We start from the raw sequence: 14,001 nt of genomic DNA, 5'->3' as shown, positions 1-14,001 counted from the left end.
ACCGACATCCAGCGCAACGTGCCGGTGCCAGCGGCGCGCTTTCGTTTCAGCCCGCCGCCCGGCGTGGACGTGATCCGCGCCGCGCCACCGGCGTCCGGGCGATAGGACATGCTGAAAAATTCCATTCATGGAATTTTTCAGCTCGCATCCGCGCGGTTCAGGCCCGCGCTGCGCTCCCTGCATCCAGGGTCTGGGCCCTGGATGCAGGCCGGGGCATCCTGCCCCGGACGGGCGCCGTCGAGTTGATCGGCACTTCACCAGGCGCGCACATGGCCGACGACCTGTTCGACTCCACCCCCGCCGCCGGCCGACCACTGGCCGATCGGCTGCGCCCGCGCACGCTGGACGAGGTGCTGGGTCAGCCGCACCTGCTGGGACCGGGCAAGCCGCTGCGCGTGGCCATCGAGGCCGACCTGCCGCGCTCGATGATCTTCTGGGGCCCGCCCGGCACCGGCAAGACCACACTGGCGCGCGTGCTGGCCGCGCACACCCGGGCCGAGTTCTTCACGCTGTCGGCCGTGCTGGCCGGCATCAAGGAAATCCGCGAGGCGGTCGAGCGCGCCCGTCACGCCGTGGCCGCCGGGCGGCGCGCCATTTTGTTCGTGGACGAGGTGCACCGCTGGAACCGCGCCCAGCAGGACGCGCTGTTGCCGCACGTGGAGGACGGCACCGTCACGCTGATCGGCGCCACCACCGAGAACCCGTCGTTCGAGCTCAACAACGCGCTGCTGTCCCGCGCGCGGGTGTACGTGCTGCGCCCGCTCACCGAGGCCGATCTGCTGGCGCTGATCGAGCGGGCGCTCACGGACACCGAACGCGGCCTCGGCGCGCTTCACCTCAGCTTTCCGACCGAACTGCGCCCGACGCTCGCCGCCATGGCCGACGGCGACGCGCGCCGCCTGCTGGGCCTGCTGGAACTGGCCGCCGACATCGCGCCGGACGGCGTCATCGATGAAGCGGTGCTCAAGGAGCTGGCCGGCGAGAGCTGGCGGCGCTTCGACAAGGGCGGCGAGGCCTTCTACGACCAGATCTCGGCCCTGCACAAGGCGGTGCGCGGTTCGTCTCCGGACGCGGCGCTGTACTGGCTGGCGCGCATGCTGGACGGCGGCTGCGAGCCGCTGTACATCGCCCGGCGCGTGCTGCGCATGGCCAGCGAAGACGTGGGTCTTGCCGACCCGCGCGCGCTCGCGCTGGCGCTCGATGCCTGCGACACCTACGAGCGCCTGGGCTCGCCGGAAGGCGAGCTTGCGATTGCGCAGGCGGTGACGTATCTGGCCTGCGCACCCAAGAGCAACGCCGTCTACACGGCATTCGACGCTGCCATGGCGGACGCGCGGCGCTTCGGCTCGCTGCCGCCGCCGCTGCGCATCCGAAACGCGCCCACCCGGCTCATGAAGCAGCTCGGCTACGGCAAGGGCTACCGCTACGCCCACGACGAAGCGGGCGCGTATGCCGCCGGCGAGCGCTACTTCCCGGACGAGATGCCGGACCGGCGCTACTACCAGCCGAGCGGGCGGGGTCTCGAACGGCGGCTTGCCGAGCATCTCGCGGAGCTGCGCGCGCGCGACCGCGAGGCCGGCGAACAGTGAACGGCGGCATGGTCGCGGCGGTGGCCCTCGGCGGGGCACTCGGTTCGATCGCCCGCTATCTGGCCGTGACCGGCATCGCCGCGGCGCTTGGCCGGGCGTTTCCCTACGGCACGCTCACCGTCAACGTGGCCGGTTCCTTCCTGATGGGTGTGGCGCTCACGCTGTTGGTGCAGCGCGGCTTGCTCGGCGAGCCGTGGCGCGCCGGACTCATGAGCGGCGTGCTCGGCGGTTTCACCACCTTTTCCGCCTTTGCCGGCGAGACGCTGGTGCTGGCCCAGCAGCGCCCGGCCGCGGCGGCGCTCAACGTCGGCCTGCATCTGGCGCTATGCCTGGCGGCGGTGTGGGCCGGCGCGCGGCTCGCCGCCTGAGAGCGTGTGAGTTTTTCAAGCTCCGAGGCCGGCCAGGGATGGCCGGACGGGCGACGCAAGACATGCGCAGCATGCGCATTTCTTCACAAACCCTGAGCCGCCAGCCGCCCGCGGCGGCGCGCCGGGCGCTGGCCGTCTGTCTCATGCTGCTGGCCGCCATGCGGGCGTCGGCGGCGCCGCCGACGCCACCGCTCGAAGCGGCCGGCTACACGCGCTACAGCCGCAGCGACGACATCGCCGCCTACCTCGACCGTCTGGTCGAGTCGGCGCCGGCGCTGGCGCACACGGACGTCGTCGGCCACAGCGTGCAGGGCCGTCCGATCGAGGCGCTGCGCCTTGCCACCGGCAGCGCGGCACGTCTTAAGGTGCTGCTGGTCGGCTCGCAGCACGGCGGCGCCGAGCCCGCCGGCGGCGAGGCGCTGCTCGAGGCCGCGCGCGAGCTGATCGGCGGCGACCTGCGCCCGCTGCTCGACACGCTGGAGGTGATCCTCATCCCGAACGCCAACCCCGACGGTCGCGACCTGCGCCGGCGCTCGAACGCCAACCGCGTCAACATCAACACCGACTTCGTGCTGCTCACGCAGCCCGAGAGCCGCGCGCTGGTGCAAGCGCTGCACCGCTACGCGCCGCAGGTGGTGGTGGATCTGCACGAGTCGGCGGTGCTGAAGCGCCAGTCGCTGGCGCGCGAGGGGTATCTGACCGACTTCGACGCCCAGGTCGAGATCGGCAACAACCCGGCGCTGCCGGCCGCCGTGCGCACGCTGGCGCGCGATGCGCTGCTGCCGGCGCTGCTCACGCGCATCACGGCCGGCGGCCTGCCGGCGCAGCGCTACATCGGCGAGATCACCAGCACGCGCCAGCCGGTCACCCACGGCGGGCTCACGCTGCGCAATTTCCGCAACACCGCGGCGGCGACCGGCGCCTTGTCGCTGCTCATCGAAACCAAGCTCGACCCGCACCACGACCGCTTCGACAGCTACCGCAACATCGCCGTGCGCGTACAGCGCCAGATGCTGTGCATCCGCGCCGTCCTGGCCGAGGTGCAGGCGCGCCGGGCGGCCATCCTGGCGCGCACCGGCGCGCCGCGGCCGCCGACGCGGCTGGCGCTGTTCGCCGGTTACGCGCCGGACCCGGCGCACCCCACCGTCACCCTGCCGCTGCGCCGGCTCGACTCGCGCCTGCGCGAGCCGGTGGTGTTCGCCGACCACCGGCGCGTGGTCAGCGCCGATCGGGTGCCATTCCCCGCCCGGCTGTACGTGACCGCCCACACCGCGGCGCTCGCCGAACTGCTGGACCGCCACCTGATCCGCTACCGCGTGCTCAGCCGGGCGCGCCGCGCCAGCGTGCGGGTCAACCGTTTCGACCAGCGCCCGACGCGACTGGCCCGGCTGCCGACGGCAAACACCACGCGCCGCACCGTCGACCTGCCGCCCGGCAGCCTCGACATCGATCTCGCTCCACCCGGGGGGCTCACGGCGCTGCTGCTGCTCGACCCGCGCTCGCCGAGCTCGGTGTTCCGCTACCCGGACTACGGCGCCTGGCTGCAGCCGGGCGAGGCGTTTTTCGTCTACCACAGCGCCGGCGGACCGCGTTGAGGTGGTTGCCGCCGCGCCGCGCAGGTCGCAGCATGTGCCGCCAGCGGCCTCGTCGCGCCACCCCATCGCCGCGCCGAAATCCCAAGGAGATAAAGCAAATGCAATACCGGCCACTCGGCAACACCGGCCTTGAGGTTTCGGCGGTCGGCCTCGGCGGCAACGTGTTCGGCCCGCCGCGGCAGGAGCTGGCGTCGAGCATCGCCACCGTGCACCGGGCACTCGAGCTCGGCGTCAACTTCATCGACACCGCCCACATCTACAACGACGGCAGGAGCGAGGAGTACCTCGGCACGGCGCTGGCCGGGCGGCGGCACGAGGTGATCCTGGCCACCAAGTGCCACTTACTGAACCTGGCCGACGGCGAGACGGTGGCGCAGCGCATCCGCGCTCACTGCGAGACCAGCCTCAGGCGCCTTCGTACCGACTACATCGACCTGCTGCAGCTGCACTTCCCGGCCGCGCAGGTGCCGGCACAGGCCATCCTCGAAGCCTTCGCGCCGCTGCTGCGCGAGGGCAAGGTGCGCCACATCGGCCAGTGCAACCATGCCGCCTGGCGCCATGCCGAGGCGCTCGGCGTGGCGGCCCGCTACGACCTGCCGGCGTTTGCCACCGCGCAGCACCAGTACAGCCTGCTGGTGCGCGGCGCGCAGCTCGAACTGCTGCCGTTTTGCGAGCACGCCGGCGTCGGCTTTCTGCCCTACTTCCCGCTCGCCGCGGGCCTTTTGAGCGGCAAGTACCGGCCCGGCGAGCCGGCCCCGGCCGGCAGCCGCGGCGCCGCCGGCAGCCCCACCGTCAACCGTCTGCGCACGCCGCACAACGAACGGCTGCTGGCGGCGCTCAGCGAGTTCGCCGCCGCCCGCGGTCACGGTCTGCTCGACCTGGCCTTCGCCTGGCTGCTGTCGCAGCCCGCGGTCAGCAGCGTCATCGCCGGCGTGATGAATCCCCGGCAGCTCGAGGCCAACGTCGCCGCCGGGCAATGGCGGCTCGGTGCCGACGACCGCGCCGCACTCGACGAACTGCTGGGGCCCGTGCTACCGCACTGGCAGGCGGAACCGGACCTGGCGTCGTTTCGTTGATGCCGAAAAATTCCCTCCCTGGAATTTTTCGGCTCGCCCGGCGCGGTACACGCCCGCACCGGGCTCCGCCGACCGGCAACTGCGTCGCCGGTCGCGAAGGGGGCATCCCCGCCCCCTTGGCATGCCGAAAAATTCCCTCCCTGGAATTTTTCGGCTCGCCCGGCGCACATCAACGCATCCCTGACCCAGTAACGGAGAAAGCCCCATGCTGAACGACAAAACCGCCATCGTCACCGGCGCCGGCACCGGCATCGGCCGCGCCATCGCCGCCCGTCTGCATGCCGAAGGCGCGCGCGTGGTGCTGGCCGGCCGCCGGCGCGAAAAACTCGAGGAAACCGCCAGCCAGCTCGGCGCGCGCACGCGGGTGGTGCCGACCGACGTCACGGTGCCGGCGCAGGTGCAGGCGCTGGCCAAGGCGGCGGCCGAGTTCGGCGGCGGGCGCATCGACATCGTGGTCAACAACGCCGGCGTGATGCGCTTTGCGCCGTTCGAGCAGGCCGACGAGGCACACTGGCAGTCGCTGATGGACGTCAACTGCTGGGGGCCGCGCCGGCTGATGGCGGCGGCGCTGCCGTTCATGCGCGCCGCCGGCGGCAGCATCGTCAACATCGCCTCCATCGCCGGCGAACACGCCTTTCCCGGTGCCGCCGCCTACGGCGCCGCCAAGCGCGCGCTGCGGCACATCTCGCAGGTGCTGGCCATGGAAGAGGCCGCCCACGGCATCCGCGTCAACGTGATCTGCCCGGGCGTGGTGGAGGACACCGAGCTGCTGCAGGGCGCCGTGCCGGCCGAGCGACAGGCGGCGTTTTTGCAGACCTTCGCCGGCGTGCACCCGCTGGGGCGCAACGGCCGGCCGGACGACGTGGCCGACGCGGTGCTGTTTTTCGCCTCGCCGATGAGCCGCTGGATCACCGGTGCGGTGCTGCCGCTCGACGGCGGCCGGCATCTGGCCACCAACCGGCCGCGCGTGGACTGACCGCCGCCAAGCGCCGCCTCACCGCCTGCGCCGCCACACGGCGGCCAGCCCCAGCGCGGCGAGGTTCTGCCACACCGAGAACAGCGCCGCCGGCAGCGCCGCCAGCGGCGGCAGGAACTTCAGCGCCAGCGCCGTGGCGAGGCCGGAGTTCTGCATGCCAACCTCGATGGCGATGGCCCGCCGCTGCGCCGGCCGGGCGCCACCGAGCGCCGCGCCGACATAGCCCAGCACGAAGCCGAGCCCGTTGTGCAACACCACCGCGCCGGCCACCAGCGTGCCGGTGGCGGCCAGCCGGGGACGATTCAGCGCCAGGATGATGGCGACGATCAGCGCCACCAGCAGCATGGCCAGACCCGGCAGCCAGCGCGCCAGACGCCGCGCCACGCCTTCCAGACACCAGCGCAGCAACATGCCGGCCAGCACCGGCAGCAGCACGATGCGCAGGATCTCGGCCAGCATGGCGAGCGCCGGCACGTCCACCCGCGCGCCGGCCAGCCACAGCGTCAGCCACGGCGTCGCCAGCGGCGCGATCAGCGTCGAGGCCGCCGTCATCGCCACCGACAGCGCCACGTCGCCGCGCGCCAGATACGTCATCACGTTCGACGCCGTGCCGCCCGGGCAGGCGCCGACCAGGATCAGCCCCGCCGCCAGCGGCGCCGACAACCCGAGCCGCCCGGCGATGACAAACGCCAGCGTCGGCATGATCACAAACTGCAGGCCGATGCCGAGCAGCAGCCAGCGCGGGTGGCGCAGCACCGCCGCAAGCTGCGCGCCGGTCAGCGTGAGCCCCATGCCGAACATGACGAGACCCAGCGCCGGCGTGATCAGCGGCTTCAGCGGCACGAACGCCTGCGGCGCCAGCCACGCCGCGGCACAGGCGAGCAGCAACGCGGCGGTCGCAAACAGGGCCTCGGACAGGGTCGATTTCAAGGTGATTCCACCCATGGCGCGCCGCCCAGCAGGTAGGCGGCGGTGAGGTTGTCGTACAGCGCGCAGCCGGTGCTGACGAACAGCCGCCACGGCCCGGCCGCGGGCGGCTGCGCCAGCAGCGCCACGAGGTCCGGCGGCGCGGTGTCATCGATCAGGCCCGCCCGGCGCCAGGCGAGCAGGTCGCCGTAATTCACCGCGTCGGCCGAATCCACCCACAGCGCGGCGCGGCCAGCCCAGGCGCAGGTGAGCTCGCGCTGGGCCGCGGCATCGGCGCCGAGACTCAGCACCACCTCCGGCGCCGCCGGCGGCGGGGCACAGAATGGGCGCGTGCTGGTGGTGGCGAGCAGCCAGGCATCGCAGGCCGGGTCGGCCACCGCCGCCGCCCGGCACGGCAACCCGGCATCGCGCAGCGCCTGCGCGGTGCCGGCGGCGCGCCGCGCATCGGCATCGACCAGCTCGATCCGCGCCAGCGGCTGCGCGGCGGCGCAGTAAATCGCCGCGTAGTAACCCACCCGCCCGGCGCCGACGATGCTGATGCGCCGCACATCCGGCGCCAGCGCCATGAGCGCCAGCGCCGCCACCAGGCCCGTGCGCGCCGACGACAACAGACACGCCTCGAAGCGCTCGGTCACGCACTGCTCGGCGCCATCCAGCACCAGCAGCTCGCCGACCGTGATCTGCCCCGGCAGCAGGCGCTGGGCGCGGTTGGTGCCGATGATCTTGACCGTCTTGAGCGTACCCAGCGGCCCGCGCAGCACGCACGGCATCAGACGGAAATCGCCGCCGCCCCGGTCATCCGGTGGGTCGTCCAGCACCAGCTTGGGCGGCATCTGCACGCGTGCGCGGCCGGCGGCAAGGTCCTCGAGATAACCACGCGCAAACGCGAGGTAACCGGCCGGATCGGCCGTGAGGCGCCGGTGCACGGTGGCCTCGTCCCAGTGCCGGCAGGGCGCGGCGTGCGGCCGCAGCGCCGCCGGCAGCGGCGTGCCTTCAACCATCCAGCTTCATCAGCCGCCGCGCGTTGCCGGACAGCATCTGTTCTTTCTGCGCCGCCGGCACGGCCAGCGCCGCGACGCTGAACAGCGTGTCGCGGGTGAAGTCCTCGCCGCCCGTCCCGTCGAAGGGCGCGTCGGTGCCGAACAGCAGCCGCTCGGGGCCGAGGAATTCGTAGGCCGCGGCGAGGCCGCCGACCGCGCCCATCAGCGCCGTGTCGCCGTAGAACAGACGAAAGTACTCGTTGGCCGGACGCGCCAGTTTTTCGGCCGCGGCGCGGATCTCCGGCATGTTCGGCTGGCCGTAGATGGCGTCGATGCGGGCCGAGAACGCCGGCGCCATGGCCGCCGCGTGGTGGGTGATGATCTTGATGTCCGGGTGGCGGTCGAACAGGCCGTCGAACACCAGGCGCGTCATGGCGGCGGTGGTCTCGTACGGCCAGCCGAACACCTGCCAGATCCAGTACTTCGAGTGATCCTCGCCGCGGTAGTCGGGCTGGCCCGCGCCGCGCGCCGGGTGTAGCCACACGGGCAAGTCGTGCGCCGCCATCACGGCGAAGAAATCGCGAAACTCCGGCCGGTCGAGCGGCACGCCGGCGGCCGAGGAATAGATCAGCACGCCCTTCATGCCGAGCTCAGTGATGCAGCGCTCGGCCTCGCGCGCCATGTGCGCCGGCTCGTTCATGGCCACCGTGCCGACCGGAATGAAGCGCCCCGGGTGCTGCGCCGCCATGGCGACGATCTCGTCGTTGGCCAGGCGCGCGAGGTCCGCCGCCGTGGCGGGGTCACCGACGGCGATTTCGATCGGCGGCGACGACAGCGTGATCACCTGCGCCTGCACGCGGTGGCGGTCCATCACGTCCAAGCGCGCCGGCAGGTCGGCCAGCTGTGGCATGGATTCGAGCAGGCCGCCCAGGTAGTCCGGACCGGTCATCTTGCGCTTGAGCGCGGCGTAGAAGCGCGGCGGCATGACGTGGGTGAAGCAATCGATCGGCATCGTTCCTCCCTTGTGGACTTGAGTGCGCGCCGCAGCATCCCGCCCCAAAACGCGAGCGCCGACTCGGTCGACGCCTCTTTGGCGCGGCAAATTTTTCCGGCAGGGTATCAAGTCACCGCTCGCGGCGCCGATAAGCACATAGATCAGACGGACGCGCCGACCGGGAACACACCGCGACGGTCGCGTCTGCCGCCCCCCCACGGGTCCGGCCACCGCCGGTGTTTTTGACCAGTCCAGCCCGGCTTGCCCGGAGGTGACGACCTGTGGACGTCATCATGATCGACCACCACCGCGACGCGGGGCCACCCCGTCCGGCCGAGCCGTCGCCGGCCGACCCCTGCTTTCACCTGCGCGAAGGCTGGCACCTGACGCTGCCCGAACTGCCGTCGCCCGAAGCGGCGCTCAGGCTCATGAGTCACCGCATCCTGGCCAACCCGGCCGACCTGCTGAGCCACGTGCGGCGCATTCTGGTGCTGATCGACAGCGCAGAACCCGCCGAGCTGACCGGTGCCCTGGCCGATCTGTTCATGGTGCTGCGCGACCAGGGCGAGGCGCTCAAGCGCCGGCTGCTGCGCTTCGCCGCGGCGCGGCTGACGCCGCAGCAATGGGACCTGCTGGAACGTCATCTCGACGGCGGGCTCGAGCCCTGGAGCGAAACCGCCGGCGCACTGACCGGCTCGCTGCTGTCGCTCGGCTACGGCGGCGTGCGCGAAGTGGTGCGCCTGCTCGAAAACCACCGGCCCGCCGCGGCGCCGAACGCGCTCGAGCTGGCGCGCGCCCATCTCGAGTATGGCGACCTCGACGCCGCCCGCGACACCCTCGAGACGGCTTTGCGCACGGACCCGGACGACGCCGAAGCGGCGGCCGCCTTGCTGGAAATTTATCGACATACCCGCGACAACGCCCGCCTGGCCGCCATGTATCCGCGCCTGCTGCGGGCGCTGGGTGAATCACTCGATCAGTGGGCCGGCCTGGAGGTCGTGGACGTCGTCGACCTCGGGCCGGCCCCGGCGCCAACGCAGGCCAGACACGCATGAACGACGCCCACCCCTCCCCTGCCGGCGACCGGCCAGCGCGGGCCATCCCGGCGCCACTGCCGATCGTACTGGCGGGCCTGGACACCCGCATGCGCGCCCTGCTCGAACTGTTCTTCGCCGGACCGGCGCGCGACCGCGGCCGGCTGGTGACCGAACACGACCAGACCCAGCCACGGCTAGCCATCGTCGACCTCGACGGCATCGACGCGGCGGCCGTCTGGCAGGACCTGCGGGCGCGTTTTGCCGGGCCGGCAATCGTGCTGTCAGTCAGCGAGCAGACCCTCGACGGCGCCGTGTGGGTGAGAAAACCCCTGCAAGCCGGCGACCTGACCGCCGCCATCGACCGGGTACGCGAAGACTTGGACCGCCAGGCGCCGCCAACCGACGCCCCGCCACCGTCGCATGCCGCACCATCCCCGGCAGCCGACGCGACGGCTGCCCTGCCGCAGCAGCCCAGCCCAAAGACCACGGCCGCACCGACACCGCCACGCCACCGCACGCCCGCCTTCGATCTGACGCGCGACCTCGAAGCCTGCTACGGCACGCCACACGGCGCCCACCCCGGCGATGCAGACACCGGCCGGCTCGACTTCTATGACCCGCAACGGGCGCTGCAGGGCGTCCTGCAAAAAGCCCGCGCGCGGGCGCTGCAGTACGACGATCCGGTGTGGGTCGACCACCGCGGCAACGGCGTCGTGCTGTTCTCGAACGGCCGGCACGCCCTCGTGAACGCCACCGAGCGCGAGCTCGCCCTGCTGTGCGATGAGCCGACCGTCGGCGACGACCTGGTGCTGCGTCCCGCACCGGCCAGCGACCACCCCGGGCCGGGGCTCGCCGGCGCATGCGATGCCGATGAGCTGCTGTGGGGTGTGGCGCTGCGCTGCGCACGCGGGCGCCTGCCCTGGGGCACCGACCCGACGGCGGTGGTCTGGCTGCGGCGCTGGCCGAACTTCACGCGTCTGCCGATCCCGCCGCACGCCATGCAAATCGCCGCCCTGTGGAGCCAGCGACCGGTGGCATTACGGCAGACCAGCGCGCTGCTGGGCGTACCCGAGCGGTACGTGTACGCGCTGTACAGCGCCTGCCTGGCGCTCGACCTGGTGCGCACGGAATCGCGTCGCGACACGGCGCCAGCGCCGACCGCCGCGACGCCGTCCGCAGAGAAACGCAGCCTCATCGGCGGCCTGCTGCGCAAACTCAAACTGCTACGCTGAGCCCCACATGCCAGAGCACAAAATCATTTTCACCGGCCCGGTCGGCGCCGGAAAAACCACGGCCATCGCCACACTCAGCGACATCCCCATCGTCCGCACCGACGAAATGGCCACCGACATGACCGCTCGGCGCAAGCCCAATACCACGGTGGCCATGGACTACGGCGTCATGAACCTGGACGGCGGCGGGCGGGTCCACCTGTTCGGCACACCGGGTCAGGAACGCTTCGACTTCATGTGGGACATCCTCACCCAGGGCGGGCTCGGGCTGGTGTTGTTGCTCGACAACAGCCGTCCGAAACCCTTCAACGACCTGCTGTTCTTTCTGAACGCGTTTCGCAAATTCGTGGACCGCACGCGCTTGGTCGTGGGCATCACCTTCATGGATGAGCGACCGGCGCCCGGCATCCCGGATTACAGCGACCAATTGCGGGCGCTCGGTTACAGCGCGCCGGTTTTCGAGGTCGACGCGCGGCGCCGCGAAGACGTGGCGACACTCGTCGAGGCGCTCCTTTACTGCATCGATCCGGGCATCGTCGACCATGTCTGACTACCAACTCGTACCGGGCCTTTATCTGGCGCCGACGCCCGGCGGCGCTTTCTATGCCGTCGCCCGCCCGCAGGTGGAGCGCACGCAGCAAATCGTGCTGAACCTGCTGCGCGAAGACCGCAGTCCGGCGCTGAACCAACGCAACCTCGAGGCGCTGACCGGACTGCAGGGCGAGGCGGCCCTCGAACAGCTATATCGCCTGCAGTCCATGCATTTGGTGCAGGGCCTGCGCGAACCGCGCCAGCTGGCCGGCGCCGCATTGGAAAACGTCCTGCCGGAAATCCTGGCCGAACTGGCCGGCCCCCACAAAGCCCTGCTGGCGGATGGCCAAGGTTTTTACCTCGCCAGCCACGGCTTTCACCACGAAACCGCCGAAGAGCTGGCCGGCTTGTCGGCCCAGCTCGCCCAGGTCGGTGAGCATTACCAGGGCCTGCTGCGCGGCAATCTGGGGCTCGGCACATCGGCCTGGGCGTTGGTCAACAGCGGCGGCAACGCCGATCTCGGCTTCTGGCCGCTGCATGTCGGCTCGCAGCGCCTGGTATTGGTGGTGGCCGGACAGCCGCGCCTGAACCGCCCGGCGCTGATCGATCTGGTATGGCTGCTGGTCAAGCGACTGGCCGTTCATGGCAGAAATAGCTGATCACACCTCGCACCGCTCGGTATCCCTGAAGAGCCGGCTGCAGTCCAACAAGGAGCTGGTCAAGAAACCGCTGATTTATTTCGCGCTTCCGAAAGAAAAGACTGAAAAATTCCGTCCATGGATTTTCAGCTCGCCGTCGCGCGGTGCATGCCCGGGCGGTGCTCAATGAATCAAGGGATTACGCCCTCGATTCTGGCCGCGACATCCTGCGCCGGAGGAACTTCTGAATACATAATCAGTTCCTAACATGCCCATTTATTTCGTCATTCACAGGAGACAAAACAATGCGCGCAGACATGCTGACATCGATCCTGAAGGAACTGAACGGCACCTCGGCGGACATCGAGGCGTCGGCCGTCATCTCGACGGACGGCCTGACCATGGCCACCCTGCTGCCGGCAGACATGGACCAGGACCGGGTGGGTGCCATGAGCGCCGCCATGCTGTCGCTGGGTGATCGCACCTCCAAGGAGCTCGCCCGCGGCACCCTGGAGCAAGTACTGGTCAAGGGCGACAGCGGATACGTGCTCATGACCTATGCCGGCAAAGAAGCGGTGCTGACCATCATCGCCAAACCCAATGCCAAGCTGGGACTGATCTTCCTGGACGTGAAGCGGGCGGCAGAGAGCATCGCCAAGCTCATCTGAATGCCGGCAGCCGACAGGGAGCGCCGATTTGTTCAACAACTCCACAGGACGAGAATTTTCCAGGGGAAAAGCGATGCTCACGGATATGAATCCGGCCGATGTCGAGGGGGACTACCGCACGCAAACCCTCGACCTGTTCGGGATTGGCAAACGTACGGTCCTCGTCACGGACCGTGAGGTGCCCTACCCGGACGGCCGTCTGATCGTCTCGTGCACCGACCCGTCCGGAATCATCACTCACTGCAACCGGTCGTTCGTGGCCATGTCCGGCTATACCCGCGAGCAATTGATCGGCGCCCCGCACAGCATCCTGCGCCATCCGGATATGCCGGCTGCCGCGTTCAAGGGTCTGTGGGACGACATCACGGCCGGGCGAATCTGGCACGGCTATGTCAAAAACCTGCGCCGGGACGGCGCCTATTACTGGGTGTATGCCACGGTGATTCCCAACGTGCGCGACGGGCGGGTGGTCGGCTACACCTCGGTGCGTCGCAAACCCTCGCGGCGGGCCATCGCCGAAGCCATGGAACTGTATGCGCAATTGCGCGCCGCGGAGAACGCAGCATGACCGCCACCTACCAGATGACGGTGAGCCCCGATTTCTCGCCAAAGCGCATGCCCGGCTGGTTCATCTTCAATACCTGGCTGCAGAAAGCGCTCGATGCGTCGATTCATCTGGAGCTGTATCAGGACTTCGCCAGCCAAAGGCAGGCGATCGCCGCCGACCGGGTCGACATCATCTACGCCAATCCCTTCGATGCGGCCATGCTGGTGCGCGAGAAGGGCTTCGTGCCGGTGTGCCGTGCGCACGGCAAGTCCGACGAGTGCTGCGTGGTGGTGCCGGCCGGCGCCACGGCGCAAACGGTCGAGGACTTGCAGCCCGGCAGCCGCCTGGCATGCACCGACGACCCGGACGTGCGCCTGATCGGCATGATCCTGCTCGAGCCGGCCGACCTCGGCGCGCAGAACCTCGACATCACCACCGTCGGCAGTTACCCGCTGGTGGCCAAATCGCTGCTGGACGGGCGGGCGGACGTGGGCTTTTTCCTGGCCGACGCCTTCGAGGATCTGTCCCGACCGGTGCGCGAGCAGTTGCGGCCCCTGGTGCGCAGCGAAATCGACGACATCCGCCACGTACTGCTGGTCGGCCCGCGACTGGCTGCGCTACGTGAGGAGCTTGGCGCCGCAGTGCTCGGCATGGCCGATGACCCGAACGGCCGTCGGGTGCTCGACGAGCTCGGCTTCACGGCCTGGGAGTCGGTAGCCGCAGAGGACACCGAGTTCATGATCGATTTGATGGACACCCTGAAGGCGTGACGGCACCCGACGGGCGCCGCCACACGGTGGCCAGCCACGGCTGCAGATGGCGCGGCTGGCCGGTCGGCCGGTA

At 70.3% G+C, this 14,001-nt stretch carries 15 protein-coding genes; 12 read left to right on the top strand and 3 right to left on the bottom strand.

The genetic code is table 11. The features are described from left to right. Positions 1-269 precede the first annotated feature (269 nt). The 5 genes from PHC73_RS05175 to PHC73_RS05155 all read left to right on the top strand — a co-directional run bounded on the left by PHC73_RS05175 (position 270) and on the right by PHC73_RS05155 (position 5,604). Positions 270-1,589: a replication-associated recombination protein A gene (locus PHC73_RS05175; protein ID WP_300125288.1), complete on the top strand. Its 1,320-nt coding sequence runs from the start codon at positions 270-272 to the stop codon at positions 1,587-1,589. Continuing rightward, positions 1,586-1,957 carry a fluoride efflux transporter CrcB gene (gene crcB, locus PHC73_RS05170; RefSeq protein ID WP_300125286.1) on the top strand — a complete coding sequence of 124 codons (372 nt, stop codon included), beginning with the start codon at positions 1,586-1,588 and terminating at the stop codon, positions 1,955-1,957. The genes PHC73_RS05175 and crcB overlap by 4 nt, the downstream gene beginning before the upstream one ends. 62 nt (positions 1,958-2,019) lie before the next feature. Then, complete coding sequence (locus tag PHC73_RS05165) at positions 2,020-3,552, top strand: M14 family metallocarboxypeptidase (protein WP_300125283.1); 1,533 nt, start codon at positions 2,020-2,022, stop codon at positions 3,550-3,552. A 98-nt stretch (positions 3,553-3,650) separates the two neighbouring features. Beyond that, positions 3,651-4,628: an aldo/keto reductase gene (locus PHC73_RS05160; RefSeq protein WP_300125280.1), complete on the top strand. Its 978-nt coding sequence runs from the start codon at positions 3,651-3,653 to the stop codon at positions 4,626-4,628. Between the two features lie 205 nt (positions 4,629-4,833). Continuing rightward, positions 4,834-5,604: a glucose 1-dehydrogenase gene (locus PHC73_RS05155; protein ID WP_300125277.1), complete on the top strand. Its 771-nt coding sequence runs from the start codon at positions 4,834-4,836 to the stop codon at positions 5,602-5,604. A gap of 18 nt (positions 5,605-5,622) precedes the next feature. Here PHC73_RS05155 and PHC73_RS05150 read toward each other — a convergent pair whose 3' ends face one another. From PHC73_RS05150 to PHC73_RS05140, 3 genes are read right to left on the bottom strand one after another with little or no spacing between them, the layout of a single operon-like run. Further along, on the bottom strand, positions 5,623-6,534 hold the full coding sequence (locus PHC73_RS05150) for a bile acid:sodium symporter family protein (RefSeq protein WP_300125275.1): 912 nt from the start codon (positions 6,532-6,534) through the stop codon (positions 5,623-5,625). Beyond that, complete coding sequence (locus PHC73_RS05145) at positions 6,531-7,532, bottom strand: hypothetical protein (RefSeq protein ID WP_300125273.1); 1,002 nt, start codon at positions 7,530-7,532, stop codon at positions 6,531-6,533. Before PHC73_RS05145 ends, PHC73_RS05150 begins: the two co-directional genes overlap by 4 nt. Then, positions 7,525-8,523: an amidohydrolase family protein gene (locus PHC73_RS05140; RefSeq protein WP_300125271.1), complete on the bottom strand. Its 999-nt coding sequence runs from the start codon at positions 8,521-8,523 to the stop codon at positions 7,525-7,527. Before PHC73_RS05140 ends, PHC73_RS05145 begins: the two co-directional genes overlap by 8 nt. A 263-nt stretch (positions 8,524-8,786) precedes the next feature. Between PHC73_RS05140 and PHC73_RS05135 the strand changes: the two genes are divergently transcribed. The 7 genes from PHC73_RS05135 to PHC73_RS05105 all read left to right on the top strand — a co-directional run bounded on the left by PHC73_RS05135 (position 8,787) and on the right by PHC73_RS05105 (position 13,928). After that, complete coding sequence (locus PHC73_RS05135; protein ID WP_300125268.1) at positions 8,787-9,560, top strand: tetratricopeptide repeat protein; 774 nt, start codon at positions 8,787-8,789, stop codon at positions 9,558-9,560. Further along, the gene (locus tag PHC73_RS05130) at positions 9,557-10,774 is read left to right on the top strand and encodes a hypothetical protein (protein ID WP_300125265.1); all 1,218 of its coding nucleotides are present in this window, start codon (positions 9,557-9,559) and stop codon (positions 10,772-10,774) included. The genes PHC73_RS05135 and PHC73_RS05130 overlap by 4 nt, the downstream gene beginning before the upstream one ends. Positions 10,775-10,781: 7 nt before the next feature. Continuing rightward, positions 10,782-11,324 carry an ATP/GTP-binding protein gene (locus PHC73_RS05125; protein ID WP_300125263.1) on the top strand — a complete coding sequence of 181 codons (543 nt, stop codon included), beginning with the start codon at positions 10,782-10,784 and terminating at the stop codon, positions 11,322-11,324. Further along, positions 11,317-11,964 (top strand): hypothetical protein, encoded by a 648-nt coding sequence (locus PHC73_RS05120; RefSeq protein ID WP_300125261.1) that lies wholly within the window; start codon positions 11,317-11,319, stop codon positions 11,962-11,964. The genes PHC73_RS05125 and PHC73_RS05120 overlap by 8 nt, the downstream gene beginning before the upstream one ends. 284 nt (positions 11,965-12,248) lie before the next feature. Continuing rightward, positions 12,249-12,611, top strand: coding sequence for a roadblock/LC7 domain-containing protein (locus PHC73_RS05115; protein ID WP_300125259.1), 363 nt, complete (start codon positions 12,249-12,251; stop codon positions 12,609-12,611). Between the two features lie 73 nt (positions 12,612-12,684). Beyond that, positions 12,685-13,179 (top strand): PAS domain-containing protein, encoded by a 495-nt coding sequence (locus tag PHC73_RS05110; protein WP_366949801.1) that lies wholly within the window; start codon positions 12,685-12,687, stop codon positions 13,177-13,179. Then, positions 13,176-13,928, top strand: coding sequence for a phosphate/phosphite/phosphonate ABC transporter substrate-binding protein (locus tag PHC73_RS05105; RefSeq protein ID WP_300125254.1), 753 nt, complete (start codon positions 13,176-13,178; stop codon positions 13,926-13,928). The genes PHC73_RS05110 and PHC73_RS05105 overlap by 4 nt, the downstream gene beginning before the upstream one ends. The last annotated feature ends 73 nt before the right edge of the window (positions 13,929-14,001 follow it).

It is taken from the genome of Immundisolibacter sp., assembly GCF_028696615.1.
In the GTDB taxonomy this organism is placed as follows: Bacteria; Pseudomonadota; Gammaproteobacteria; order Immundisolibacterales; family Immundisolibacteraceae; genus Immundisolibacter.
This window is presented reverse-complemented; position numbering and strand designations above follow the sequence as displayed.